Raw genomic sequence first — 25,577 nt, forward strand, 5'->3', positions numbered from 1 at the left:
CGACCAGCTAATGGCTACTGCACGATAGAGTGCGGTAGCCATTGCTGTCTAAGGAAGGCATGATGACTTCAATTAACTGGGATGAACTAACAGAGGTGGCACGCCGCGCCTTGGCAACCTCCTACGCTCCCTACTCCAACTACCCGGTGGGTGCTGCTGCACTGACCGAGGACGGCCGCATCGTCTCTGGCGCCAATATCGAGAACGCCTCCTTGGGCATAACCCTCTGTGCCGAGTGTTCGCTGATCTCTGATTTATTTCGCACCGGCGGCGGTAAGCTGATTGCCTTTGCCTGCGTGGACGGGGCAGGGGAGCCACTCATGCCCTGCGGGCGTTGCCGTCAGCTGCTCTATGAACACAGCGCCGCGGGAATGATGATTAAGTCTGCCGGTGGAATCATGACCATCGAGCAGATGCTCCCCGATGCTTTTGGCCCCGAACGGCTCTAAAACAGTAGACGGCTGCTTTAAACGGGCAGGCACTAGCTTCAACTGGCATACTGGAAGATAGACAAGACACAAAGAGGTGGGGCGAATGGCCCTGTTAACGAGAGGACGCGCGTGAGTAACGAGGCTTTTGACGCTGTAGATGTCATCCGTACCAAGAGGGACGGCGGGCAGCTATCCAATGATCAGATTGACTGGGTCATTGATGCCTACACCCGAGGTGTAGTAGCTGATGAGCAGATGAGTGCCCTTGCTATGGCGATTTTCCTCAACGGCATGAGCCGGGCTGAAATTGCTCGCTGGACTGATGCCATGATTCGTTCGGGTGAGCGCATGGATTTCTCGTCCATCATTGGCTTGGGCAAGAAGATTGCTACCGCTGATAAGCACTCCACCGGTGGTGTGGGAGATAAAATTACCCTTCCTTTGGCACCCTTGGTGGCGGTCTACGGGGTTGCGGTGCCGCAGCTATCTGGCCGCGGGCTGGGCCATACCGGCGGCACCCTCGATAAGCTAGAGGCCATCCCCGGCTGGCAGGCTAATATCTCTAACGAGCGAACCATCGATATTCTGGGTTCTGTCGGTGCAATCATTTCTGCCGCCGGCTCGGGGCTAGCGCCGGCTGATAAGAAGCTCTACGCGCTGAGGGACACCACCAGCACCGTTGAAACTATCCCGCTCATCGCCTCCTCCATCATGAGCAAGAAAATTGCTGAAGGCACCGGGTCTCTGGTGCTCGACGTCAAGGTCGGCTCGGGCGCTTTCATGAAGGACATTAAGCAGGCCCGCGAACTCGCTGAAGTTATGGTGGGGCTGGGGCAGGACGCCGGCGTCACCACCAGCGCGCTGCTCACCAACATGGACACCCCCCTGGGCCTGACCGTTGGTAACGCCTGCGAGGTTGAAGAGTCAGTTGAGGTTCTCGCCGGTGGCGGCCCAGCGGACGTCGTTGAACTGACCCTGGAACTAGCGCGGGTCATGCTGAAGAATTCCGGTGTAGATGCCGACCCCGCAGAAGCTCTCAAAGACGGGCGCGCCATGGACAAGTGGCGTCAGATGATTTCAGCCCAGGGTGGTGACCCTGACGCTGCTCTGCCGGTTGCTCGTGAAAGCCACACTGTACTTGCTCCGCAGAGCGGCACCCTGACCCGCTTGGACGCGCTCTCGGTGGGTGTGGCGTCCTGGCGTCTTGGCGCTGGCCGAGCCCGCAAAGAGGACGCCGTGCAGCTAGCTGCGGGCATCAAGCTACATGCAAAACCCGGGGATACTGTGACTGAGGGGCAGCCCTTGATGACCCTCATGACCGACACCCCTGAACGGTTTGACCGTGCCCTGCAGTCTCTTGAGAATGCCTGGGATATTAACGGCCAACCGTCAGAAACCTCCATCATCCTCGATCGTATTAACGCCTAGCGCGCAACTCCCTAGCCAGAAAAGAGAAAACAAGCCATGGGTCTCTTCAGCCGTAAAAAAGATCAGCAGCGGGCAGCTGTGACCGCGCCCCGCGATGTTCTAGCCCCCGCCCTCATTACCCCTTCGGAAGAACCTGCCCAGGCAGCCGACCAACAGGCAGAAATGGGCAGTGCCTTGCGCACTCTGGCCCAGAAGATGCGAGCCATAGCTGATGGACAGGTTACCCTCAACCTGGTTCAGCAGGGTAATGATATGAGCTACACCTTCTATCAGCGTGGAAACGAGCTAGAAAAAGGTAGCGTGCTACCCGGTGGCGACTGGTTTACTGAGGTCGCCGATCTTTACGTTGAAGAGGAAAAGGGCGAGCGCGGAGCCTTCACGCGTGCCCTCATTATGGTGAGCCCCGCTGCTGCCGGGGAGGAGCAGGTGCAGGCCTCTTTCATCAATGCTGAAAAGGGTAGCAGCCACAACCTGAACTACGCCCTAACCGCTGATAAGCCTGTAGCGCCCTCTGAGCAGGCTAAGGCTGAGCCGGTTGAGGCTGAACAGGAGTCAACCGAAGCCAAACACCTCGAGACAGCAATCGCGGCGTCCCAACCTGACCCTGAGGACGGTCTGATTGCAAGCAACCCGGTGGAGCGTGTATCAGCTCGCCTTGCAGCATCGACCGAGGCCGATGAGAGCGAAGATGGGCAGGCGAGCACTCATAAGGCTCAGTTCCTGGCTCCCTCAGCTACTTCTGAAGATACTTCTGATGCCACCGTCGAGAGCGTAACTTCTGAAGACCCTAACGAGGGCACCGCAGCTGAGGTTGGGGGTGCACTTTCGAGCCAAGAGACCGAGGTTGCCGCTGAGCTCACTGAAACTCCTGTCTCAGCCGAAACTGAAACTGTGAATGATGGGAGCTATCAAGAGCAGAACCTTGAGCAGGATGCACAGCCTACTGAAACAGAGGGGGCTGAAGAGTTCACCGCTGCCTCTGAAACCGCGGTAGATCGTGCCGATAGGGACGAGACCCTAGAGAACACCGAGAATCATGAGCCTGCTGCGGAAGCTTCTGCAGACTCCCTCGATGAGGAAGAGAACGCAGCGGCAGCTCCCGTTCTACCCCTGGGCGGTCCCAGCGACCTGCCCATCCACCTCGATGATGACGCTTTTGATACCCACGATGAGCAGACCGTGGCAGCTCCGGCAGCTGTCTCCCGCCCTGCCCTGGCATCGGCACCGCTTGATGCACCCAGCGCGGGCGCTAATGTGGACGTCGCTCCCTCCTTTGCCGCCCAGAGCTACACCAAGCCCTCAGAAACCACCTTGGCTGAGGGCAACCTGGTGCTGACCGAAGCAGAGGTCGTCTCCCGCTTCGCACCTGCCTACGATGCACTCTTCGGTGAGAACGGCACAGCGCTAGATGTCTCCACCGTGCTGATCCGGGTGCGCTCTCTGGGCTCCTACTACGACGCTCTGACCCACGTGCGCCGCAACGGCTTCTGGGAACAGGTACGCACCTTTGACCTGGTGCCCGAGGAAACCTTGGCTATCTTGCAGCTCAAGGCTGACTCCTACAAGGAAGGAAGCGGCTCGCCCCTGGCCATCAATATCCGCTTCACCCCCGGAGTGCCCGCAGCGGTCAGCTTCGACTACACCGACGAGGAAGCCTTCATCAGCTACCCTGAGCGCCTGCCCGCCCAGCAGTACGTTGAAGAGCTGCGCATGTTCCCCCGTACCGGCGCTAACATCCCGGCACATATGAACGACGCGCTGGCGTCCTGGACCTTCTAAACCCACTGTAGGTCACCGCCCGGTCACTGCCTGCTAGCTAGTATCCGCAAGCTAGTCATGCAGAGACCGGGCGGTTTCTGTACACTGGCACCAAACCTACGACACCGAGGACAAAAGAGAAAACCGTGACGCAAGCACCTACCTGGATCCAAAAACTGCCCAAGATTAGCCTGCACGATCACCTGGACGGTGGGGTGCAGACAGAAACGCTGATTAAGCACGCTGCGGAGGTCGGTCACGAACTACCTGCTACAGACCCCAAAGAGCTAGCCGCCTGGTTCCGCGAAGCAGCTGACTCACGCTCACTAGAACGCTACTTGGAAACCTTCGAACACACGGTGGCGGCCATGCAGACTGCCGAGCACCTGCGTAAGGTTGCCCGCGAGCACGTGGTGACCCTGGCAGCAGACGGCGTTATCTACGGGGAAGTTCGCTGGGCACCGGAGCTCCACACCGGCCGCGGGCTGAGCCTACAAGAAGCGGTAGAAGCTGTTGCAGACGGGCTCATGGACGGCATGGAGTACATTGGCACCCTGGGCGGCCGTATCCTGGTTAACCAGATTCTCTGCGCCATGCGCCAGAACGACCGGGCTCTAGAAATTGCCCAGCTCGCCGTAGCCAACCGCCAGATGGGTATTGTCGGCTTTGACCTGGCAGGCCCAGAAGCCGGTCACCCCGCCAGCCTCTTCACCGAAGCCCTGGACTACGCCGCCGCCCACTTCATGCCCGTGACCCTGCACGCCGGTGAAGCCGATGGCCTAGAATCTATCCGCTCAGCCCTCGTAGATGGCCGCGCCCGCCGCCTGGGCCACGGCGTCCGCATCACCGAAGACATCACCGCACGCACCGTTGCCGAGATTGACCCCGAGGGCACGCTCATGCCCGGCGCTGACCGCGACGCCACCGTGCTGCAACTGGGCCCCGTGGCTGAATGGGTGAAGAACCAGCGCATCGTCCTAGAATGCTGCCCCTGCTCCAACCTACAAACCGATGCAGCTCAGAAAATTGACCTGGTGGGCACCGGCGCCGCGTTTGACCCGGCACGCACCCACGAAGAGCACCCGCTGGCCCTGCTCTTCTCAGCCGGCTTCGCCGTCACCGTCAACCCGGATAACCGCCTGATGAGCTCCACCAGCATCACCCGAGAATTCGTTGAACTCTCCCGCAGCGCTGGCTTTGGCATCCCCGAATTCTTCGAAATGACGCTCAACGCCATCAACGGGGCTTTCTGCACCTTCGACGAAAAGCAGGCCCTTATGCAAAGCGTCCAGAGTGCCTACGCCCAAATCTCCCAGGAACTCCAGCAGGCAGAGCAATCCCCAGCAGAGCAGGAGGGCTAGAATGACCCAGCTTGAGAACGCAGGCAGCCAATTCCAACGCCTGGTCACCATCATGGACACCCTTCGCAGCCCCGGCGGCTGCCCCTGGGACGGCGAACAAACCCACGAATCCCTGCTACGCTACCTGGTAGAAGAAGCCTACGAAGTGGTAGAAGCAATCGAGGCTCCCAAGGGAATCGACCGCGCTCTGCTGAAAGAAGAGCTGGGGGACGTCCTCCTGCAGGTGGTCTTCCACTCCCGCGTAGCCCAGGAAACCCCGGCAGAACAGGGCGGCTTTGACATCGTGCAGGTACTCACCGCCCTCAACGACAAGCTAGAACGCCGCCACCCCCACGTCTTCGGCGATGAAGAAGCGGTAACAGGCGATGACGTGCTGACCCGCTGGGACGAACTCAAAAAGAAGGAAAAGCCCGAACGCACCGGCCCCCTGGACGGAATCCCGCCCCACTTACCTGCACTAGCCCTTGCAGAAAAAACTCTGTCCAAAGCCTCCAAAGCTGGCCTGCTCGACCTTGAAGAAACAGCAAGCGATAGCAGTTTCACCACCGAAGATGAACTGGGGGAGCACCTGCTGTCCTTAGTCGCCGCCGCCAAAAGCCGGGGGCTGGACGCCGAACGCGCCCTGCGCACGGCGACCCGCCACCTCATCACCCAACACAGCTAGAGGCAGGGGGGGAAAAAAGCCGGCGCACCGATACAGGACGCAGGCAGGCGCGCGTTCACCGACTGACCCTCTTGAGCTCGCGCCGGGGCGCTCGCTCAATTCACGCCAGCCCCGAGCCAGTCGGCTGCTGGCGCGCCTACCTTCATCCCCTCGTACAATGTGGGTAAGCGTGGGTAAAGAGCCACTAAACCCTCTGCAGACCGCCGAAATATTAGTGGGAATTAGTGAATTTCTGTTTGCTTATGTGGGTTTTTTGGTAGACTGAGGGTATAACCGTGCTTCGGAGCTCACCGCCCGCCGGTGGGGCTCGAAGCGCAGATTAGCCATTTTCATTTCTATCCTTCAAGGAGCATATTCATGGCTTTGATTACCGCAGTTCACGCTCGTCAGATTCTAGACTCACGCGGCAACCCCACCGTTGAGGTTGAGGTTCTGCTCGAAGACGGCGCTTTTGGCCGCGCAGCAGTCCCCTCAGGTGCATCCACCGGTGAGTGGGAAGCAGTAGAGCGTCGCGATGACGATAAGGCTGTTTACCTGGGCAAGGGCGTTCTCGGTGCTGTTTCTGCAGTAATCGACGAAATCTCTGAAGAAGTTATCGGTATCGACGCTTCAGATCAGCGCGCTGTTGATGCAGCCATGATTGCTCTTGACGGCACCGACAACAAGGGCAAGCTGGGCGCTAACGCTATCTTGGGTCTGTCTATGGCAGTTGCTAAGGCAGCTGCTGAGTCAGCTGACCTGCCCCTCTACAAGTACCTGGGCGGCCCCAACGCTCACGTCCTGCCCGTTCCCATGATGAACATCCTCAACGGTGGCTCACACGCTGACTCCAACGTTGACATCCAGGAGTTCATGATTGCTCCCATCGGTTTTGACACCTTCTCAGCTGCTCTGCAGGCTGGCGTTGAGGTCTACCACGCACTGAAGAGCGTTCTGCACTCACGCGAACTCTCCACCGGTCTGGGCGACGAGGGTGGCTTCGCGCCCAACCTGGACTCCAACGCAGCTGCGCTTGACCTGATTATCGAGGCTATCGAGAAGGCTGGCTACAAGCCCGGCGAGGAAATCGCACTGGCTCTGGACGTCGCTTCCTCCGAGTTCTACAACGACGGCGCATACGACTTTGAGGGTCAGAAGCGTTCAGCTGATGAGATGTCAAAGTACTACGCTGACCTGGTCGCTAAGTACCCCCTCGTTTCCATCGAGGATCCCCTGGACGAGAACGACTGGGACGGCTACAAGACCCTGACCGCCGAAATCGGCGACAAGGTTCAGATTGTTGGTGACGACCTCTTCGTGACCAACCCCGAGCGTCTGGGCAAGGGCATCGCTGAAGGCGCTGCTAACGCTCTGCTGGTCAAGGTAAACCAGATTGGTTCACTGACCGAGACCTTTGACGCTATGAGCCTGGCTCAGCGCAATGAGTACCGTTGCATGGTTTCACACCGTTCAGGTGAGACCGAGGACGTCACCATCGCTGACCTGGCTGTTGCTACCAACGCTGGCCAGATCAAGACCGGTGCTCCTGCCCGCTCCGAGCGCGTTGCTAAGTACAACCAGCTTCTGCGCATCGAAGAGGAACTGGGCGAGCAGGCTGTATACGCGGGTAAGGGTGCTTTCCCCCGCTTCGCACGCTAGGGCCCCTCTAGAGTTGATTTCAGAGCCGGTGGACGGTAGCCCCGTCCACCGGCTCTTGCTATGCTGTGATTTTTGAATACACCTCATTGAGGTTGAGGTGCGCCTTGCCGCCCGCTGCGCGTCTGCCTAACGTACAGCAGGAGGCAAGGCGCACAACATGGGGAGCACATCAAGGGGCTTGTAAAGAACCCTGCTGAAGAAGCCTCTATAGGTCACCTGAAGAAATATGAGGACGGAGCAAAAAATACCCTTGACCTGCTCGTTTGTTTCACGTATTTTGTTTTGTAGGTCACACAACAAGGAGGGTCCGGTGAAGAACAAGGGTAGTCTGGTGGGTCTTTGCATCGCCTTAGGTATAGGCATCGGCGTTGCGATTGGCGTTGCCATGAAAAATATTGGTGCGGGAATCGCTATTGGGGCGTCCATCGGCGTCATTCTTGCTATAGCCTTTGGGTTTGTTAAAAAAGAGCCCAAGTAAATTCGGTAACAATAATCTTATGAAAGATGGTGCAGAACTATGTCACTCCTCAAGTTAGATGAAAATATTCGCGTTGCGGGCAAATGGCTCAAGGTATCCAGTGAAGCCCAAATCCTGCGACACATCGTAAAAATCCATCTGGATGATGAACTTGTCTACGAGGAGAAAAAGGGGTTCCCGTTTGAACTAGAAGAGAACCTCTCAGGCCTCCAAGGGGTCACCGTCAGAATGAAAGCGGGGGCCTGGGGTGACTTTGAGCTCGAAATTCTAGAAAACGACCAGAGCGTTTACCGGTCCAAGGGCTACATGCTCCCGTAAAAAGTGGCACATTCGCTGTGTGCAGGGTTCTTAGTTCATGTGCAGGGAAAACTCTGCACACAGACCAAGAACCCTGCACGGGCAGAAGGTGGTTTCCTCCCCTGCGGTGCCCTCGCTCCAGCGTAGACTCAGACCGTTTACGAGACCGCTACCAGGGCTCAGTAAGGAACTTCAAAGACCCACAGTGGGTAAGCCTCTATAGCTGCCGTTATAGACTAGGGGGAGAGCACAACAGGTAGACCACGGGGAGACTATGACGCCGAGCACTCCAGGCAAACAGCAGAGCACTCCAGGCAAACAGCAGAGCACTCCGGGCCAGCACAAGCCCAACCCCATTGCCGCTTACTTCGGCTTTGGGGCGAGTAAGCCGAAGCCCGCCCCCGTCCGCCAGCTCAAGAAAACTACCGGGCGCAAAAAAACAAAAGTAGCCGCCCGCTCAGCGAAGAGCCCCAACAAGCCCACTCCAGCCGAACAGCAACTTAATCAGCCGGTAGCGGCTCACTCTTTCTCTGGGCACTTCATTACCGTTGCGCTCATCGTCGCTATCATTGCCGTCTCTATTTACGGCCCTCTGAGTTCCTTCCTTAAGCAACGGGATGAGATTAACGACGCCAAAGAAACTATCGCCGCACTTGAAGCTGAGCAGGACGCTTTAGAGGCACAGGTCAGCTGGTGGGAGGACGATAACTACGTCAAACAGCAGGCACGCAGCCGCCTCTTTTACGTTGAGCCCGGTCAGACACCCTACCTGGTGGTAGGCCTTGACGGCACCTCAGCGTTAGTTGATGACACCAGCGCCGCAGCGAAAACGGCGCCGGAAGACCCCTGGACCACCAAGTTGTGGGGCTCCTTCCAGCTAGCTTCTGGGCAGGACGCCCCAGCGGCGGACGCCGGCTCTGACTCGGAAGAAACTGAGTCTTCTGACGCGCCTAGCCCTGACGCTAGTGTTACCCCTAGCGAGTAATCCCTGCTTAGGGCCGGTGGGTGTCACCGCGTACACTTATAGCTAATCCACCGTTCAACCATGATGATAAAGGATCCCATGACCACTCACCTACCTCACGGCTTCGGCGTCACCGCTGAAACCCTTGCCCCCACTGAGCTCGATATTCAGGTTCTCTCGGCACAGCTGGGGAGAAAAGTTCGTGACGTGGCCGAGATTCCTGCCCGTTGCGTCTGCGGTAACCCGCTGGTGGCTGCTACCGCCCCGCGTCTGTCGAACGGTACTCCTTTCCCCACCGTTTTTTACCTGGCGCACCCTGTTATTACCGCTGCTGCGTCCCGTCTTGAGGCAGAGGGCGCAATGTACGCTATGACTGACGAGATCTCCGCTGATGAAGCAATGGCGGAAGCCTACCGTGCTGCCCACGAGAACTACCTGGCTGAGCGTGAGCGCATTCGCGTGGCAACTAACACCGGTGAGGTACCCGAAATTGAGGGCATCTCAGCTGGCGGCATGCCTACCCGCGTTAAGTGCCTGCACGCGGTGCTGGGTCATACCCTGTCGGTAGGGCGCGGCATCAACCCTTACGGGGATCGCACCCTGGATATGATTTCTGAGTGGTGGACTCCTGAGGTTTGCCACTGCGATCCTTCCTGGCGTGCTGACGCCGCTACCGAGGCTTAAGGGGTAGAAGATGCGCGTAGGTGCTATCGACTGCGGGACCAACTCAATCCGCCTGCTCATTGCTGACCTGGAAGAGGGCGCAGACGGTGCTGTCCACCTGTCAGAGGTGGTGCGCCGCATGAAGATTGTGCGCCTGGGCAAAGGCGTGGATGCTACCGGGTGGCTGGCTAAAGAATCTTTGGAGCGCACTTTTGAGGCAGCCCGTGAGTACGCCGTTTTGCTCAAGGAACACGGTGCGCAGAAGGTTCGCTTTGTGGCTACCAGTGCCACCCGCGATGCCGGTAACCGCCACATTTTTATGAACGGTATCCAAGAGATTCTGGGGGTTGAACCCGAGATTATTTCTGGCACCGAAGAGGCTGCGCTGTCCTTTGCTGGCGCCCTATCATCGGTTGGTAATACCGAGCAGATGACGCTGGTCATTGACCTAGGTGGCGGCTCTACCGAGTTCGTCCTTGGCAACAAGGACGGGGTGGTGGCCTCCCAGTCGGTCAATATCGGCTGTGTGCGCATGACCGAGCGTCATGTTAGTTCTAACCCTCCGAGCGTGGATCAGATTGCCCGCGTCATTGCTGATACTGACCGGGCTATCGGGGGTGCATCTGCTGAGGTTGACTTTTCTGCTGCTGAACGTCTGGTGGGGGTCGCTGGTACCGTCACCACAGTCACCGCGCATGCGCTGGGTCTAGATTCCTATGACCCGCAAGCTATTGACCGCACCGAACTGTCCATCAACGATATTTCGAAGGCGGCGGCTGATTTGGTGGCTATGACCACCGAAGAACGCGCTGAACTGGGCTTTATGCACGAGGGGCGCGTTGACGTCATTGGTGCCGGTTCAATTGTCTGGGCTCGTATTATCGAGCGTATTTCGAAGATGACCGAGGGGCGGGTTTCTACCGCTATTGCATCTGAAAAAGATATTCTGGACGGCATTGCCCTCTCATTAGCTCGGTAGGGCTTTTACTCACAACACCGATTACCTCTTCCGCAAACTACGGTAAGGAGTGTGCTTCCATGGCTCGGTTTAGCCTTCGCCAGGTTCTAGCGCTTGCTGCTAGTGCTCTGCTGATGACCACCGGCTTTAGTGCTGCCCATGCCACTGAACCCAGCGCGTCCTCAAGCGGGGGCGTCAGCTCTGCTAGCCCCAGCCCATCGCACCTGCCCTCCGTTCCCACCATTGATACCCCGCGCGGTGACTCCATTCGGGCGAGGCAGTACTGGCTGATGCAGTATGGGTTCGCGGATCTCTGGAAGGAAGCCACCGGTAAAGGGGTAACCGTCGCGGTCATTGATACCGGAGTCGACGGCAACCATCAGGACCTCAAGGGCAATGTCATTGACGGCTTTGATGCTTCGGGTAATGGCTCCGGTAGGGGCTGGAAGGGCCTGGGCGTCGAGCCGGAGCACGGCACCCTGGTTGCTTCTGTCATTGCCGGGCATGGACATTCTGATGGAGGCACTCCGGCTAACCCAGGAGAACCCGGGGATGGCCCTGCAGGCATGATAGGTGTAGCGCCAGAAGCTACTATCTTGCCGATTTCCTTAGAGCTGGGCACCGTAGGTAGCTCTACTAAGTCCGTGGATGAGCAGATTCCCACTGCCGTCCGCTATGCTGTGGACGCTGGCGCGGACATCATCAACCTCTCGGTAGGCTCAGACAGCACCTCTTGGCCCGAGAGCTGGGATTCTGCCTTCACCTATGCCGAAGAAAAAGATGTCATTATCATCGCCTCAGCCGGCAATAGGGGAGCTGGGCTTACCCAGGTGGGTGCTCCCGCTACCATGCCCGGTGTTCTCACAGTAGGTGGGGTAGACAAGAGTAAGAAGGATTCCTGGTCCTCGTCCTCTCAGGGTATTTCTATCGCTGTCTCAGCCCCGAGTGAGTCCATGGTGGGCGCGATTCCCAATAACAAGTACGCTACCTGGAGCGGCACTAGCGCGGCTGCACCTACGGTTTCTGGCCTAGCCGCTCTCATCATGGAAAAGTACCCCGACCTCACCGGTAACCAGGTCATTGAGCGTATTATCTCCAGCACTGATGACGCGGGAGAGAGCGGGCGCGACGCTTTCTACGGTTTCGGGGTGATCAACCCGCAACGGGCGCTAGATCCCGATACACCCGATTCAGCTGAGTCTAATCCCCTGGGATCGATGAAAGAGTGGGTTTCGGTGCACCGTAAACACACCGGCACAGCAAGCCCCACTTCCAGTCCCACTGCTGCCCCAGTGCATGAAGAGGGAGAAACCATCGAGGCAGTTGCTGCCCCTCAGCCCGTGCGTCCAGCTGAAGATTCGGGCATCCTGCCCTTCATCGTGCTGACGGCCTTCGGTTTTTGGATTGTGGTGATTACATCCGGTAGCCTGCGCCGTCTGGACTCACTGACCCGCCGCGCAAGCCGCCGCCGATAAAACCAGTCAATCAGACTCTCACCCGGCACTTTGCCCCCACCTTTCTGGTGACTCTGGTCTAGCCGCCTAGAAATTGAAAAACGTGAGAAAATAGACCCGCACCAAACCTAAGACCTTTCCCTCAAACCGTGCTTAAAGGCGCCAAAAGTGGCAAGATAAGCATGGAGACTTTTTGCCGTACACCGGCAAACAACCAACAGGAAGTAGCAAACTCAATGGCTTTCAATAAGATTGCACAGGACCGCCCTCGCGTTCTCATCGTCGGTGGCGGCTACGTCGGTTTCACCGTCGCTCAGAAGATTCAGAAGGTTATCAAGGAGTCCGGTGGCGTTGTCACCGTTGTAGACCCCAACCCCTACATGACCTACCAGCCCTTCCTCCCTGAAGTTGCTGCTGGTTCCATGGAAGGCCGTAACGCAACCGTTCCCTTGCGTCAGCACCTGCGCGACTCCGAAATCATTGGCGGCCGCGTTGTAGCTATCAACCACGCCACCAAGACCGCCACCATTGAACCCATCAACGCTGGCGAGAACTTTGAACTGACCTACGATGAAATCGTTATCGGTGCTGGTTCAGTAACCCGTGCCTTCCCCATCCCCGGCCTGGCAGAAGTTGCCATCGGTATGAAGACCGTTGAAGAAGCTGTTTCTGTTCGCAACTGGGTACTGGAACGCATCGAAGTTGCTTCCCTCGAACTCGATGAGGACGCCCGCCGTCGCGCCCTGACCTTCGTGATCGTTGGTGGTGGTTTCGCCGGTGTTGAGACCATCTCAGAACTCGAAGACATGGCCCGCGAAGCTGTTAACCGTAATGAGCGCCTGCGCGTTTCTGACATCCGCTTCGTCATGGTTGAAGCTGCCCCCCGCATCATGCCCGAGGTCCCCGCAGATCGTGCTGAGAAGGTTGTTGCTGAACTGCGCGGCCGCGGCATCGAAGTTCTGCTCAACACCTCACTGTCAGATGCAACCGACGGTCATCTGCAGCTCATCAACATGGGCGACAAGTCACCTGCCGGTGAACTGGATACCGACACCCTCATCTGGACTGCAGGTGTCGCAGCCTCTCCCATGCTCAAGAACACCGATTTCCCCATCGATGAGCGCGGTCGTGTGCGTGTAGGTGCTGACCTTCGCATCACCGGTGACGAGGGCGTCATCGAAGGCGCTTGGGCTGCAGGCGATAACGCTGCTGTTCCCGACCTCACCGGTGGCGGCGTGGGTGGCTTCTGCGTACCTAACGCTCAGCACGCCTCACGTCAGGCAGTTAAGCTGGCTGAAAACCTGCTGGCTAACCGCCGCGGTGAGTCACTGACTGACTACTACCACGAGACCATCGGCGTTGTTGCTGGTCTGGGTCTGTGGAAGGGCGTTGCTAACTTCAAGGGCAAGACCATCGGCGGTCCCCTGGCTTGGATTATGCACCGCGGCTACCACGGTACCGCAATCCCCACTACCGAGCGCACCGCACGCGTCATGGCAACTTGGGCTCTCAACCAGATCTTCGGTCGAGACACCTCCTCCATCCGCCACCAGCGTTCACCCCGCCGCGCTTTCCAGGAAGCAACCGGCACCGCACCTGAAAAAGAGAAGGCACGTCTCTAACCTTTTTCTGGTATAAAATGATGGGTGCCCTCACTTAGTGTGCGGGCACCGTGCGCCCCTATAGCCCAATTGGCAGAGGCAGAGGACTTAAAATCCTTGTGTTCTGGGTTCGAGTCCCAGTAGGGGCACCACATCAAGGCCCGGTGCTAGTAGCACCGGGCCTTTTGCATAGTAAGAACCCACACCCTTTTAGTATGTAACCGAAAGCCCCGCATGACTACTCCACGCCTCTTTGCCGTTGACCTCGATGGAACCCTTCTCACCGACACCAAAACCTATAACCATGAGCAACTGGACCGCGTTCTTGAGCTGATGGCTGCGGAGGGGTCGCACTTGGCGATAGCTACCGGAAACCAGATGCCCAAGGTGGACGAATATTTGGCGGGGCACGAACACCACGCTAACCTGCACTACATCGCAGAAAACGGTGCCATCATTCACAATCAGGGCAGAGACCTGGCGCTTTGGGGTTTTAGCCCCCAGCTGGTCCATGGCACACTAGAGGCCCTGCACCAGCACCCGGAGATAGGCATCATTGTTTCCTGCCGACATCACTCCTACATTCCGGCTGACCGCCTTGACATCATTTCAGCAATCGTTCACTCGCATCTCTCTGCCACCGGTATGGAAATACCGGGTTGCGATCCTGCTGATCCTCTAAGCGTGGTTCGTCCTTTCTACCCCAACGTTGAGACAATTGACGATGTAGAAGCTATTACGGATACGGTGGTCAAGATTGCTCTGAACACCGATTCCTCCGCCGATGTTTACAAGACCATGAGCATGCTGGAGGAGACTCTGCCCAAGGGGATTACCCCCACCTCATCTGGTTTTGGGGCGATTGATCTCATTCTTACCGGCAATCACAAGGGGCACGGTCTGTCATGGTTGGCTGACTATTTGGGTATCCCGCAGAGCCAGACCATAGCCTATGGGGATTCCGGGAACGATCTTGAAATGTTCCAGTACGCAGCCATAGCTATCGCTATGGAAGAAAGTGACCCACGCCTGCTGGCTGAAGCGAACTTTAGCATTGGCAGCAACAGGGACGGCGCCGTGCTGGACCACATCGAAAAGACCCTTACTGATTCTTAGTCTGAAAGTTGCCTGGGGAGCTTATAGCCCAGAGAAAAATACCCAGCAAAGAAGCATACTTTTCGGTAGGCTAACAAGTAACGTTTCCACGACTACCATTAGGAGAACACAGCCGTGGCAGGTAACCCACTTCTCAACAGCATGACCAAGCCAAAGGGCGATTCCCGCTTTGGTCAGTTCGGTGCTGGCGGCACCACAACCGCTCACCCCTACGGTCAGCAGACCTACGGTAACTACCAGCAGCCCCAGTATGGGCAGAACCCCTACGGTCAGCAGCAGTACGCTCAGCCGACTGCAGAAGAGCTGAACCAGATGTACGGTGCGGGCACCGCAGGCCCTGCTGATACTAACCGTCTGACCATCAACGACGTCATCGTCAAGACCGGTCTAAACCTCGGCATTGTCGTCTTTGCAGCCGTGATCGGCTGGGCTTTCCCTGCTCTGATGTTTGTTGGCATGATCGCCGGCCTGGCACTGGGCATCACCAACGCAGTGAAGAAAAAGGTTTCACCTGCCTTGGTCATGGCTTACTCTTTCGCACAGGGTCTGCTGGTGGGCGGTATTTCTGGTGTTTTCGAGACGATGTACCCCGGCATTGTGGTGCAGGCTGTCCTTGCCACACTGATTGTCTTTGCCACTGTGCTGACTCTCTACTCATCAGGCAAGATTCGCGCTACCGCTAAGATGACCCGTTTCTTCATGATTGCGACCATCTCCTACGCCGTCTTTGCTCTCATCAACCTGGGCTCAGCAATCTTCTTCAGCTACAACATGCGCAGTGATATCACCATCATGGGCATTCCGCTGGGGCTCATTATCGGTCTTTTCGCCGTGCTACTGGCGACCTACTCGCTGCTGCTTGACTTCACCAACGTCAGTGAAGCAGTGAAGATGGGTCAGCCTGAGCGCGAATCCTGGCGTCTTGCCTTCGGTCTGATCGTCACCCTCGTGTGGCTCTACATCGAGATTCTGCGCGTCATTTACTTCGTGCGATCCATGGCAGATAACTAAACCATAATCCAGTACCAGAAGGGGGAGGGAGAAGCGTTGAGCATCCCTCCCCCTTCTCGCGTACAAGTTCCTTTATCGCCGGTATATGAGATACCTAGAACAAGCACGAGATAATCATGGGAAGATAAAAATATGAGTGTACAAGTCCCCGACACCAGAAGCAGAGATACCCAAGAGCCCTCTGCCCACTATGTTTCACCCGCGCTTCAGATAGCGGCTGGCTGGTCGTGGCGCCTGCTGGTCGTGGGTATTGCCGCGGCTGCGCTCTACTGGATGTTCTCCAAGATCTCGCTGATCGTCATTTCTATCATGATTGCCGCGCTTTTGGCAGGGCTCGTGTCCCCTGTCGTTTACTTCCTGCGGAAAAACAAAATTCATGCAGGTATCGCAACAGCTATCACCGAAATCGGTCTTATCGCTGGCGTTATCGGCCTGCTAACGCTCGTTGGCCAGCAACTGACCGCTGGGTTCTCATCACTGTCTGACCAGGTGGCAGAGGGCTGGAATCAGTTGGTTGCCCTGCTCAACAACCTCCCCATTGACCTGGGTGCCGATCGCATTGATGGCTACATTAGCCAGCTTACCGAGGCGATCCAAAACAACACATCCAGCATCATCAGTGGTGTTGCCAGCGTGGGCTCAACCGCCGCTGATATCGGCACTGGCACCGTTATCGTGCTCTTCACTCTCATCTTCTTCCTCATGGAGGGTGAGCGTATCTGGCTCTTCATCGTTAAGCTTTTCCCACGCCGCTCACGCCTTGCCGTCAACGGGGCTGGCCGTCGTGGTTGGAAGTCACTGGTCAGCTACGTGCGCGTACAGGTCTTCGTAGCAGCGGTGGACGCCGTGGGTATTGGTCTCTCGGCCTTCTTCTTGGGCGTGCCGCTAGCTTTCCCCCTGGGTGTCCTGGTTTTCCTGGGTTCCTTTATTCCCGTGGTTGGTGCACTTCTGACCGGCGCCATCGCGGTACTGCTCGCTCTGGTAGCTAACGGACCTATCAACGCCCTTATCATGCTGATCATGGTGCTGATCGTGCAGCAGGTTGAATCAAACATTCTTCAGCCCCTGGTCATGGGTAAGGCGGTCTCTCTGCACCCGCTTGCCGTCGTCATCGTGGTCATCGCCGGTTCAACCCTTTACGGTATTATCGGCGCTCTCTTTGCTGTGCCTGTGCTTGCAATCGTCAACACGGTGGTGAGATACCTGACCGGACGAGAGTGGGAGAGGGACCCAGATATTAGGCAGAGTGAGTTCCTCTATCCGCACGAAATAAAGCGCCGCAACAAAAAAGCGATTGCTGAAAAAGTTAAGGAACGCTTAGAACGCAAGAAGGAAATAGAAAAGAAGCAGGAAGCTACCGCAGAAGCGGTTGAGACCTCTGCCGCTCCTGATTCTTCAGCAGCCCGTTAGCAACCAGCCCACAATACAAAGGTAGACATCAGTGGAAGCACTGCCCGTTCAGCTTGCAGATATCCAAAACGCCTCCAACCTGCTTGAAGGCGTTATTGAGCGCACCCCTGTGGCTCACTCCCGCGCGCTCAGTGAGATTCTGGGGGCCGAGGTCTTTCTCAAGTGTGAGAATCTGCAACGATCCGGTTCTTTCAAGGTACGCGGTGCCTACGTCCGTATGGCGCAGCTCAGTGACGCTGAGAAAGCGCTGGGTGTCGTGGCAGCATCAGCGGGTAACCATGCCCAGGGTGTAGCCCTCGCGGCCTCGCGCCTGGGGATTGCAGCCCGAATTTATATGCCGCGCGGTGCAGCCCTGCCTAAAATTGCTGCAACCCGCAGCCACGGTGCTGAGGTGATCTTACACGGCAACACCGTGGACGATGCTCTCGCAGAAGCCAAGCAGTATGCCCAGCAGACCGGTGCGATTTTTGTGCACCCCTTCGACAACGAAGACATCATCGCTGGCCAAGGAACCCTGGGCCTTGAGATTCTCGATCAGGTCCCTGATGTAGATACCATCCTGGTTGGCGTGGGTGGTGGCGGGCTACTGGCCGGCCTTTCTGTGGCGGTACGTGCCAAGGAGAAAGAGCTGGGCAAAAAAATCCGCATCATCGGTGTGCAAGCAGAACACGCTGCTGCCTACCCGCCCTCACTGGCAGCGGATGCCTTAGTACCCCTGAAAAAGGTTTCGACCATCGCTGACGGTATTGCGGTGGGCCGCCCTGGTCAGTTGCCTTTTACCATCATCAAATCCCTGGTGGACGATGTTCATACCGTCTCTGAAGACGATATCGCCCGTGCGCTCATCTTCCTTCTTGAGCGCAACAAGCTGGTGGTTGAACCTGCAGGTTCTGTATCGGTTGCTGCGCTCATGAGCGGTTCATTGACCGAGAAGTATGGCGACTTGGGCACCACTGTCTGCCTGCTCTCTGGCGGCAACATTGACCCCATGCTGATGCTCAAGGTTATCCAACGCGGTCTATCAGCTGCGGGTAGGTTCATGACTATCAAACTGATGTTGACCGACCGCCCCGGTGAGCTCACCTCAATTTCACGCATTATCTCTGAGCACGACGCCAACGTGACCGGCGTGGACCACACCCGCTTAGGCGGTGCTCTGTCCATGGGCGATGTTTCAATTACCATCGATATGGAAACTAAGGGCGCCGAGCACTGTAAAGAGGTCATCGCTGCCCTAGAGGCTGAGGGTTACCAGCCCATCGTCGTGCAGTAAACCTGGCTTTTCTGACTGACATACAATAAGGCCCCGGCATTCTCACCATCACGGGTGAGGACGCCGGGGCCTTAGTCTATCGCGAGCTTTTAGCCGGTAAAGGGCTTAGCTGAGATGATCTTGACGGGAATCTGCTTGCCATTGGGTGCTTCGTAGGAAAGCTCGTCGCCAACCTTGTGACCGTTGATGGCGGAACCCATAGGTGACTTTTCGCTGAAAACCTGCAGTTCGCTGTCACCCACCAGGGAGTCAGCAACTTCGCGGGAGCCCAGCAAGAAGCTCAGCGCTTTACCGCCAATTTCTGCCTTAATAACCATGCCGGGCTCAACAATGCCGTCGTCTGCAACGGGCTTATCCGAGACCTGGGCATTTTCTAGCAGGTGCTTGAGCTGGGCAATGCGGCCCTCGTTCTTGCCCTGCTCTTCGCGGGCTGCGTGGTAGCCGCCGTTTTCTTTCAGATCACCTTCGTCGCGAGCAGCCGAGATGCGCTCCACGATTTCCTGGCGGTAAGGGCCAGAAAGATGATCGAGTTCAGCCTGCAGACGGTCGTATGCTTCCTGGGTGAGCCAGGCGCCTTCGTTTTCAGCCATTTTTCCTCCTTGGACGCGAGCTTCCCGATACGCTGGGTAAGATCCGCTACTAACGAGAGAGGCACCCGCTAACTGGGTGCCGCCCTGAGATATATGTGACCCAGTTTACCCATAGAGGCTGGTCTTAGACCAATGTTCTCCCCTGAGCTAAAGAACTACTTATTTTCAGGGATCCAACAGGTATCAATGGTTACGGTATGCGCAGCACCGAGTGTGCGAAAGGCTACGGTTTGTACTGAGATGCCGTTGCCGTTTTCATCGGCGTAGGGGCCAATAGCGACTTCTTTCCAGCCCACCGGCGCCCCTGAAGGGTTAAGAGCCTTGAGCGCGCACACTGCGGTATCTTCGGGGTTTTTGCTCACCTCAAAGGTGACATCAACTTCGTTATCGCTGGTCAGCGTGAATCCGATGTCCCGGGCTGTGGGATTACCCTGCGAAGAGACCTGCACCCAAAGGACAAACGCCACACCTAGGGCAACGCCCAGCGCTGCTAGGACGTACCAGAACGATGCGGGTAGTTTTCTACGCTGGGTGGGCTGGCCATAGCGGTGTGAAAGGGTGGGTGCGGTCATTGTGCTCATTCATCTGGGGTAATACTGAGGTTTATGGTGCTCTGCTCTTTCGCTAGAATTGAGCACAGCAAAACATCGGGTTACCACTCCCACGATACCGTTTCTCACTCACCGATTCACCTCCTAGCGCCGAAAGCATCATGATGAATACACCTCAGTCACAACCTCTCTTTGATCGTGCGCACCTTGCTCCGCTTGAGGAGGACTACACCGGTTTGCGCATCTTAGCAGTGCATGCCCACCCCGATGACGAGTCCTCTAAGGGCGCCGCTTCCATGGCAGCTTACGTTCAGCGCGGAGCGCGCGTGATGGTTGCATCCATGACAGGCGGTGAACGCGGCGATATTTTAAACGCTGAGGTTGATAGCAACCCGGCAGCTCACCGTGACCTACCGGGAGTTCGGCGGTCCGAGATGAAAAAAGCAGCTGAAATTCTGGGTGTAGAACACCGTTGGGTGGGTTTTGTCGATTCCGGTCTTCCTGAAGGTGACCCCCTGCCGCCTTTGCCCTTTGGCTCCTTCGCAACGCTACCCCTTGAACAGGCTGCCGCGCCTCTCATTCGGCTGGTGCGAGACTTCAAGCCCCACGTGATTCTCGCTTACGACGAGATCGGCGGCTACCCCCACCCCGATCATATTATGAGCCATCGGGTAGCTATGGAGGCTTACGAGAAAGCTGGGGACGCCACCGCCTACCCGGGCATCGGTGCCCCCTGGGAAGTCTCCAAGATTTACTACGACCGTGCCTTCAGCCCAGATCGTATGACAACTTTCCACACCTACCTGGTGGAGCAGGGGCACGAATCACCCTTTGCTCGCTGGGTAGCTGAGGCAATGGAAGGTGACGGCAAGGGGCACACCCCACCGGTTTCCCGCCACAAAACCACCACCCGCATCCTTGCAGCAGACCACTTTGACCAGCGAGATGCAGCTCTACTGGCCCATCAGTCACAGGTTGCACCCGACTCCCTCTTCTTTGCTATCAGCCCCCAGGAGCAAAGCCAGATCTGGCCCTTTGAAGACTACGTACTAGCTTTCAGCAGAGTCAGCTCCCAACTGCCAGAAACCTGCTTCGCAGCAGGTATTGATTACGCAGCGCGCTAAGAAGGGTAAGCTATCTTCCCCACCACCTATAATGGGAGACAGGCCTAAGCGCTTTTTACGTTCCACGACCCTAAGGATGCCCAACCGTGTCATCTCTGACCCTTGCAGCCCTCACCGTTGCAGCAGAAGCGACCCCCACCGTCATCACCACGGTTAACCCTGATGGCACCTTCCGCGGGTCTCCCGGAATCGTCGGTTTCGGAGTGACCTTCGTTCTGGCCGTGGTCATCGTGATGCTGGGTCTTGACCTAACCCGCCGCGCTCGCCGTCTGCGCTATCGGAGCGAATATGCCATTGCCCGTGAAGCTGAGGAGCTAGCGAAGGCTGAGGCCGCGGCGTCCGCTGCCCAAGCTGCTACCCCTGAAGTGCACCCCACTGTCAAAGATGAAGCGGTGGTAGCGCAGGATCACTTGCGCCGCCCGCACTAGGTACCGTGCCCTAAGACCATAAAAGAAACCTGGCAGCCCCACAGGGGGGGGTGCCAGGTTTTTCTTATGCTCCTGTGCTATACCGCGAAAATTGCCAGCATGACCGCAATGTAGTGCAGAATAAAACCGATCACGGTGCAGGCATGGAAAAGTTCGTGGAAACCAAAGATGGAGGGGGACATGCGCGGCCACTTGCTGGCGTAAAAGATAGCGCCAACGATGTAGAAGGCGCCGCCTGTGGCAATCAGAATCATGGCGGTAGGTGATACCTGCCAGAAATCACCGAGGAAGAAGACCGCTAAGAGACCCATCATCATGTAAATCGGGGTGTAGAGCCAGCGGGGAGCACCCGTCCAGAGTACGCGGAAGAGCACCACCGATAGTGCACACCCCCAGATCGTCCAGAGCAGGACTGCCTGCTTGGTTCCGCTCAGCAGAGTGAGTGCGATGGGGGTATAGGTGCCGGCAATGAGCAGGGCAATGTTAGCGTGATCCAGCCGCTTGAGCAGCATACGCGCTTTAGCCGGCCAGAAGCCACGGTGGTACATGCCCGAGACACCAAAGAGCAGCACACCGGTCAGGGCGAAAACGGCGCAGGCAAGAGCAAGGGTTCCGCCCCCTGAAAGGGCAATGAGGACGATGCCAGCAATAAAGGCTACGGGTGCGAAGGCCGCATGAATCCAGCCGCGCATTTTAGGTTTACCGTTGAGACGGTAGAACTCCATGATTTCGTGCTGGGTTTCACTAAGACGCTCCATGACCCCGTGGGAACGGTCATGAGGTGCTACCTGCTGGCCGGAGGACGGTGAGTTGGTGGTCTTTTCCATACATTTAGTATGACTGGTATAAATTCTGGTGAGAAGTAGATGCTTGGACGCGCAGTGATCTTGAGCTGTGGGCTGATGAGACAGCGCCCGGCACCAGGGCAAAGGGCTAGAATAGGGGAGTGAAAAACCTCTCTGATCGGTCAGGAGCCAGCATGAAACTACCTCAACCCCTCTACACGGTGTATGAGCGGTCGCTGGCGGCCTCCTTGCCCGTTGAAAAGTTGCCCCAGCACATCGGTGTTCTGGTGGACGGTAACCGCCGTTGGGCGGCTTTGTTGGGTCAGAGCACCAAGCACGGGCACCAGGCCGGTGCTGCGCGCATTATCGAATTTTTGGGGTGGTGCACTGAGCTTAAAATTCCCATGGTCACTCTCTACATGCTTTCAACCGAGAACCTCAAACGAAGCAGCGAAGAGCTCACCGACTTGGTAGAGGTCATTGAAGGGTTTATTGGTCAGCTGGCTGAGTCTGGGCTGGCCCGCGTCCGAGCGGTGGGTCAGCTGGAGTCCTTGCCAGATAGCCTGAGATCTGCCTTTGAATGTGCAACTGCCCAGACCGAAAACGTGCAGGACCTGCAGGTTAATGTGGCGGTGGGCTACGGCGGCCGCCAGGAAATCGCGGACGCCGTGCGCGGCCTACTGCGAGAGGCCGCTGAGGGAGGGGCGTCCTTAGCAGAGCTGGCTGAGAGCATCACCATCGACGATATTTCCCGCCATCTCTACACCAGCGGTATGCCGGACCCCGACCTGCTGATTCGTACCTCCGGTGAGCAGCGTCTTTCTGGCTTTATGACTTGGCAGTCTGCCTACTCTGAATTCTACTTCTGCGAGGCGCTCTGGCCGGACTTCCGCCGCGTTGACTTTCTGCGGGCCCTCCGTGACTACGCCCAGCGGCAGCGTCGCTTCGGTTCTTAGGGCTCGATGCTGACACTTATTGCGGATTTTGCCGCTCGGGGGCTGAGCGGGGACTGGCGTACCGGCGCTTCAGCCCTTTTACTGGTGTGGACGCTGGGCTACTTTCTGGTTACTGCCTGGAAGCTCTGGGCTATCGATGTGCGGGAACACCGCCTACCTGACCGACTGGTTCTGCCCCTGTACGCAGGAGTTGGGATTCCCCTTTTTGCCGTTGCTTTTCTGGGGTCAAACACCTTTCATGATGCTCGCGAGATTGCCTACAGCGGGGTGCTCATGATGGGTTTCTACTGGGTGATGCGCCTAGCCTCCCGCCGCGCTTTGGGCTTCGGCGACGTCAAACTTGCCGGCGTGCTGGGCATGCTCTTGGGCTTCTTCTCACCCACTAACCTGCTGTGGGGCAACCTGCTCATCTTCCTCTTCGGTGGGCTCTGGGCACTAGCCCTGGTACTCACCCGCCGCGCCAGCACCAAGACCCACATCGCTTTTGGTCCTTTCATGCTGCTGGGCACGGCACTAGCAGTCATCTTCCCCGCCTGATTCCTACCTCCTAGAAAGGTATGCTCATGCCCACCCCAGAATTTATTACCTCCCTGCGAAAGAAAATCGGCAGTGAACTGCTCTGGCTCTCCGGTGCCACCGCCGTCATCCAGCGCGATAACGGGGATATTCTGCTGGTGCGACGCTCCGATAACGGCAATTGGACGCCGGTTACCGGCATCGTGGACCCCGGCGAAAACCCCGCGCTAACCTGTCTGCGAGAGGCGCAAGAAGAAGCCAACGTAGAAATCGAGGTGGTTGCCTTCGCCCAGCTCAAGGCTGATCCTCCTCAGCAGTTCACCAATGGCGACCGCTGCCAGTTCTTAGATCACACCTTCTACTGCCGCTACATCTCGGGTGAAGCGCGCGTCAACGATGAAGAATCCAGCCAGGTGCGCTGGGTGCCGGTAGAACAGCTCGCTGACTATTGCGGTGAACGCATGCTAGACCGTATTGACGCTGCCCTCAACTACCGGGACGGCGCACGGTTTGGTTTCGAAGCTGTCTAAGAAGATTGGGTTGAGCTTTGGGCGGGTGCACTCTAAGCCAGCTGGCTTAAAGCGCTGCACCGGAGCCCCAATGGTAGGTCCCAGCCTAAAAGAAAGCACGGTGCTCGTCTGCCGTGGTTTGGCAGGCGCACACCGTGCTTTCGTCTGGGGGCTCTTGGCTTAGAGCTCGGCTGGGTCTAGAAATTGCCCAGCATCTTGGTGACGTCCAGAGCCTCGTCTAGCTGAGCCTCGGTCACTTCGCCGCGCTCCACGTAGCCCAGGGCAATGACAGCCTCGCGCACGGTGGTCTTGTTAGCCACCGAGTACTTAGCGATCTTGGCTGCTGCCTCGTAGCCGATCAGCTTGTTCATGGGGGTGACGGTGGAGGGGGACGCCTCTGCCAGGAAGCGGGCGCGCTCCACGTTGGCTTCCAAGCCGTCAATCATCTTCTCAGCCATCACGCGGGAGGTGTTGGCCAGCAGACGGATGGACTGCAGCAGGTTAGCCGCCATGACGGGGATGCCCACGTTGAGCTCAAAAGCACCGTTGGTGGAGGACAGGGCGATGGTGGTGTCGTTACCAATGACCTGGGCGGCCACCATGATGGCGGCTTCGCAGATCACGGGGTTGACCTTGCCGGGCATGATGGAGGAGCCGGGCTGCAGGTCGGGGATGTGCAGTTCGCCCAGACCGGTGTTAGGCCCTGAACCCATCCAGCGAATATCATTGTTGATCTTCATGAAGGAGTAGGCGATGTTGCGCAACTGGCCGGATGCCTCAATCAGGCCGTCACGGTTTGCCTGAGCCTCAAAGTGGTTGCGTGCCTCGGTTAGGGGCAGGCCGGTTTCTTCAGCCAGCAATTCAATGACGCGGGCGCTAAAGCCGTCAGGGGTGTTGATGCCGGTTCCCACAGCGGTACCACCCAGGGGCACCTCGGCGATGCGGGGCAGTGAGGCATGGATGCGCTCAACGCCGTAGCGTACCTGTGCTGCGTAGCCACCGAACTCCTGGCCCAGGGTCACGGGGGTGGCGTCCATCAGGTGGGTGCGGCCGGACTTAACGACGTCCTTGAACTCCACAGCCTTGCGCTCAAGTGATTCAGCAAGGTATTCAAGAGCGGGCACCAGGTCTTTAATGAGAGCCTCGGTGGCTGCCACGTGCACTGAGGTGGGGAAGACATCGTTGGAGGACTGGGATGCGTTGACGTGATCGTTGGGGTGTACCTCAGCCTCGGAGCCTTCAAGCTCACGGTTGGCAAGGGTTGCCAGCACCTCGTTGGTGTTCATGTTGGACGAAGTGCCAGAGCCGGTCTGGAAGACATCGATGGGGAAGTGGGCATCGTACTCGCCGGCGGCGACCAGGTCTGCAGCCTTCTGGATAGCGGTGGAGCGCTCAGCATCGAGCACACCCAGCTCTTCGTTGGCCTTTGCAGCTGCCTTCTTGATGAGGGCGAGGGCGCGGATGTGGGCAGACTCCAGTGTCTGACCTGAGATGGGGAAGTTTTCAACGGCACGCTGGGTCTGCGCGCGGTAGAGGGCGTCTACCGGTACGCGGACTTCGCCCATGGTGTCGTGTTCAATGCGGTATTCAGTGTTTTCAGCCATACCCACGAT

Annotated in this window: 26 protein-coding genes and 1 tRNA gene; 23 read left to right on the plus strand and 4 right to left on the minus strand. The window is 57.6% G+C overall.

The genetic code is table 11. The features are described from left to right. Positions 1-62 precede the first annotated feature (62 nt). The 18 genes from L6990_RS09360 to ilvA all read left to right on the plus strand — a co-directional run bounded on the left by L6990_RS09360 (position 63) and on the right by ilvA (position 18,505). The gene (locus L6990_RS09360; RefSeq protein ID WP_237203953.1) at positions 63-449 is read left to right on the plus strand and encodes a cytidine deaminase; all 387 of its coding nucleotides are present in this window, start codon (positions 63-65) and stop codon (positions 447-449) included. 111 nt (positions 450-560) lie between these two features. Continuing rightward, the gene (locus tag L6990_RS09365; RefSeq protein ID WP_237203858.1) at positions 561-1,859 is read left to right on the plus strand and encodes a thymidine phosphorylase; all 1,299 of its coding nucleotides are present in this window, start codon (positions 561-563) and stop codon (positions 1,857-1,859) included. 36 nt (positions 1,860-1,895) lie between these two features. Next, the gene (locus tag L6990_RS09370; protein WP_237203860.1) at positions 1,896-3,638 is read left to right on the plus strand and encodes a hypothetical protein; all 1,743 of its coding nucleotides are present in this window, start codon (positions 1,896-1,898) and stop codon (positions 3,636-3,638) included. 125 nt (positions 3,639-3,763) lie between these two features. After that, positions 3,764-4,978: an adenosine deaminase gene (locus L6990_RS09375; RefSeq protein WP_237203861.1), complete on the plus strand. Its 1,215-nt coding sequence runs from the start codon at positions 3,764-3,766 to the stop codon at positions 4,976-4,978. A gap of 1 nt (position 4,979) precedes the next feature. Next, on the plus strand, positions 4,980-5,642 hold the full coding sequence (mazG, locus tag L6990_RS09380; protein ID WP_237203862.1) for a nucleoside triphosphate pyrophosphohydrolase: 663 nt from the start codon (positions 4,980-4,982) through the stop codon (positions 5,640-5,642). A 357-nt stretch (positions 5,643-5,999) separates the two neighbouring features. Beyond that, a complete protein-coding gene (gene eno / locus L6990_RS09385; protein WP_237203863.1) occupies positions 6,000-7,280 on the plus strand; it encodes a phosphopyruvate hydratase in 1,281 nt (426 codons plus the stop codon). 310 nt (positions 7,281-7,590) lie between these two features. Next, positions 7,591-7,758 (plus strand): hypothetical protein, encoded by a 168-nt coding sequence (locus L6990_RS09390; RefSeq protein ID WP_237203864.1) that lies wholly within the window; start codon positions 7,591-7,593, stop codon positions 7,756-7,758. A 39-nt stretch (positions 7,759-7,797) separates the two neighbouring features. Next, the gene (locus L6990_RS09395; protein ID WP_237203865.1) at positions 7,798-8,076 is read left to right on the plus strand and encodes a hypothetical protein; all 279 of its coding nucleotides are present in this window, start codon (positions 7,798-7,800) and stop codon (positions 8,074-8,076) included. Positions 8,077-8,329: 253 nt separating this feature from the next. Then, the gene (locus L6990_RS09400) at positions 8,330-9,040 is read left to right on the plus strand and encodes an FtsB family cell division protein (RefSeq protein WP_237203866.1); all 711 of its coding nucleotides are present in this window, start codon (positions 8,330-8,332) and stop codon (positions 9,038-9,040) included. 78 nt (positions 9,041-9,118) lie between these two features. Continuing rightward, positions 9,119-9,703 carry a DUF501 domain-containing protein gene (locus tag L6990_RS09405; RefSeq protein WP_237203867.1) on the plus strand — a complete coding sequence of 195 codons (585 nt, stop codon included), beginning with the start codon at positions 9,119-9,121 and terminating at the stop codon, positions 9,701-9,703. A 10-nt stretch (positions 9,704-9,713) separates the two neighbouring features. Next, complete coding sequence (locus tag L6990_RS09410; protein WP_237203868.1) at positions 9,714-10,661, plus strand: Ppx/GppA phosphatase family protein; 948 nt, start codon at positions 9,714-9,716, stop codon at positions 10,659-10,661. A 59-nt stretch (positions 10,662-10,720) separates the two neighbouring features. After that, on the plus strand, positions 10,721-12,115 hold the full coding sequence (locus L6990_RS09415) for a S8 family serine peptidase (protein ID WP_237203869.1): 1,395 nt from the start codon (positions 10,721-10,723) through the stop codon (positions 12,113-12,115). Between the two features lie 215 nt (positions 12,116-12,330). Beyond that, entirely contained in the window at positions 12,331-13,716 is a 1,386-nt protein-coding gene (locus tag L6990_RS09420) for an NAD(P)/FAD-dependent oxidoreductase (protein ID WP_237203870.1), read from the plus strand. Positions 13,717-13,770: 54 nt separating this feature from the next. Next, positions 13,771-13,847 (plus strand) — tRNA-Leu (locus L6990_RS09425). 82 nt (positions 13,848-13,929) lie between these two features. Continuing rightward, positions 13,930-14,811 carry an HAD hydrolase family protein gene (locus tag L6990_RS09430; RefSeq protein ID WP_237203871.1) on the plus strand — a complete coding sequence of 294 codons (882 nt, stop codon included), beginning with the start codon at positions 13,930-13,932 and terminating at the stop codon, positions 14,809-14,811. 114 nt (positions 14,812-14,925) lie between these two features. Continuing rightward, a complete protein-coding gene (locus L6990_RS09435) occupies positions 14,926-15,822 on the plus strand; it encodes a Bax inhibitor-1/YccA family protein (protein WP_237203872.1) in 897 nt (298 codons plus the stop codon). Positions 15,823-15,954: 132 nt separating this feature from the next. Beyond that, positions 15,955-17,232, plus strand: a complete 1,278-nt coding sequence (locus tag L6990_RS09440) for an AI-2E family transporter (RefSeq protein ID WP_237203873.1) — start codon at positions 15,955-15,957, stop codon at positions 17,230-17,232. Positions 17,233-17,263: 31 nt separating this feature from the next. Then, complete coding sequence (ilvA, locus tag L6990_RS09445; RefSeq protein WP_237203874.1) at positions 17,264-18,505, plus strand: threonine ammonia-lyase; 1,242 nt, start codon at positions 17,264-17,266, stop codon at positions 18,503-18,505. Positions 18,506-18,594: 89 nt separating this feature from the next. Here the strand turns inward: ilvA and greA are convergent, their stop codons facing one another. Together greA and L6990_RS09455 are read right to left on the minus strand one after the other, a co-directional pair. Further along, on the minus strand, positions 18,595-19,095 hold the full coding sequence (gene greA, locus L6990_RS09450; protein WP_237203875.1) for a transcription elongation factor GreA: 501 nt from the start codon (positions 19,093-19,095) through the stop codon (positions 18,595-18,597). 155 nt (positions 19,096-19,250) lie between these two features. Then, positions 19,251-19,676 carry a DUF4307 domain-containing protein gene (locus L6990_RS09455; RefSeq protein WP_237203876.1) on the minus strand — a complete coding sequence of 142 codons (426 nt, stop codon included), beginning with the start codon at positions 19,674-19,676 and terminating at the stop codon, positions 19,251-19,253. Between the two features lie 134 nt (positions 19,677-19,810). Here L6990_RS09455 and mca point away from each other — a divergent pair, with 134 nt between their 5' ends. Together mca and L6990_RS09465 are read left to right on the plus strand one after the other, a co-directional pair. Then, complete coding sequence (gene mca / locus L6990_RS09460) at positions 19,811-20,770, plus strand: mycothiol conjugate amidase Mca (RefSeq protein ID WP_237203954.1); 960 nt, start codon at positions 19,811-19,813, stop codon at positions 20,768-20,770. Positions 20,771-20,856: 86 nt separating this feature from the next. Continuing rightward, positions 20,857-21,198 carry a hypothetical protein gene (locus L6990_RS09465; protein WP_237203877.1) on the plus strand — a complete coding sequence of 114 codons (342 nt, stop codon included), beginning with the start codon at positions 20,857-20,859 and terminating at the stop codon, positions 21,196-21,198. 77 nt (positions 21,199-21,275) lie between these two features. On the opposite strand, the gene trhA is transcribed toward L6990_RS09465, so the two are convergent. After that, positions 21,276-22,025 carry a PAQR family membrane homeostasis protein TrhA gene (gene trhA, locus L6990_RS09470; RefSeq protein ID WP_237203878.1) on the minus strand — a complete coding sequence of 250 codons (750 nt, stop codon included), beginning with the start codon at positions 22,023-22,025 and terminating at the stop codon, positions 21,276-21,278. Between the two features lie 152 nt (positions 22,026-22,177). Between trhA and L6990_RS09475 the strand changes: the two genes are divergently transcribed. From L6990_RS09475 to L6990_RS09485, 3 genes are read left to right on the plus strand one after another with little or no spacing between them, the layout of a single operon-like run. Beyond that, positions 22,178-22,939, plus strand: a complete 762-nt coding sequence (locus L6990_RS09475; RefSeq protein WP_237203879.1) for an isoprenyl transferase — start codon at positions 22,178-22,180, stop codon at positions 22,937-22,939. Positions 22,940-22,945: 6 nt separating this feature from the next. After that, positions 22,946-23,476, plus strand: coding sequence for a prepilin peptidase (locus L6990_RS09480; protein WP_237203880.1), 531 nt, complete (start codon positions 22,946-22,948; stop codon positions 23,474-23,476). Positions 23,477-23,502: 26 nt separating this feature from the next. Beyond that, positions 23,503-23,985, plus strand: coding sequence for an NUDIX hydrolase (locus L6990_RS09485; RefSeq protein WP_237203881.1), 483 nt, complete (start codon positions 23,503-23,505; stop codon positions 23,983-23,985). Positions 23,986-24,161: 176 nt separating this feature from the next. Here L6990_RS09485 and L6990_RS09490 read toward each other — a convergent pair whose 3' ends face one another. Beyond that, entirely contained in the window at positions 24,162-25,568 is a 1,407-nt protein-coding gene (locus L6990_RS09490) for a class II fumarate hydratase (RefSeq protein WP_237203882.1), read from the minus strand. Between the last annotated feature and the right edge of the window lie 9 nt (positions 25,569-25,577).

This window comes from Rothia endophytica (assembly GCF_928381505.1).
Lineage (GTDB): Bacteria > Actinomycetota > Actinomycetes > Actinomycetales > Micrococcaceae > Rothia > Rothia endophytica_A.